Here is a 326-nt window from a genome sequence, read left to right as displayed (position 1 = left end):
CATTTATTAGAAAACGGTGTTGACATAAGATATATACAATCTTTACTAGGTCATGCAAAACCTGAAACCACAATGATTTACACTCATGTAAAAAGAAAAGATTTAATGGAAATTCAAAACCCATTAGATACGGCTTTACAAAAATTAAAACACATGGATAAAAACAATAGAAATGTTTTATTATCCGGAGATATTTAACCTAAAAGCAATATATTTGATTGTATATAACCAGTTGGCAGTAATTTGAAATGACGAACTTTAAAACTGAAAAAGATAAATTACTATTGGAATTAGATTTCGAAATTAAACGGAATCTTGACAATGGA

1 protein-coding gene is annotated in these 326 nt (G+C 27.3%); it reads left to right on the top strand.

Annotated elements, in window-relative coordinates; all coding sequences use genetic code 11:
• On the top strand, positions 1–198 hold a 198-nt coding region (locus tag H3Z83_RS12855), incomplete at its 5' end, for a tyrosine-type recombinase/integrase (protein WP_182125898.1).
• Positions 199–326 lie beyond the last annotated feature (128 nt).

It is taken from the genome of Tenacibaculum pelagium (genome assembly GCF_014062345.1).
Taxonomy (GTDB): Bacteria; Bacteroidota; Bacteroidia; order Flavobacteriales; family Flavobacteriaceae; genus Polaribacter; species Polaribacter pelagius.
The sequence above is the reverse complement of the archived record's forward strand: the minus strand, read 5'-3'. Positions and strand labels throughout refer to the sequence as shown.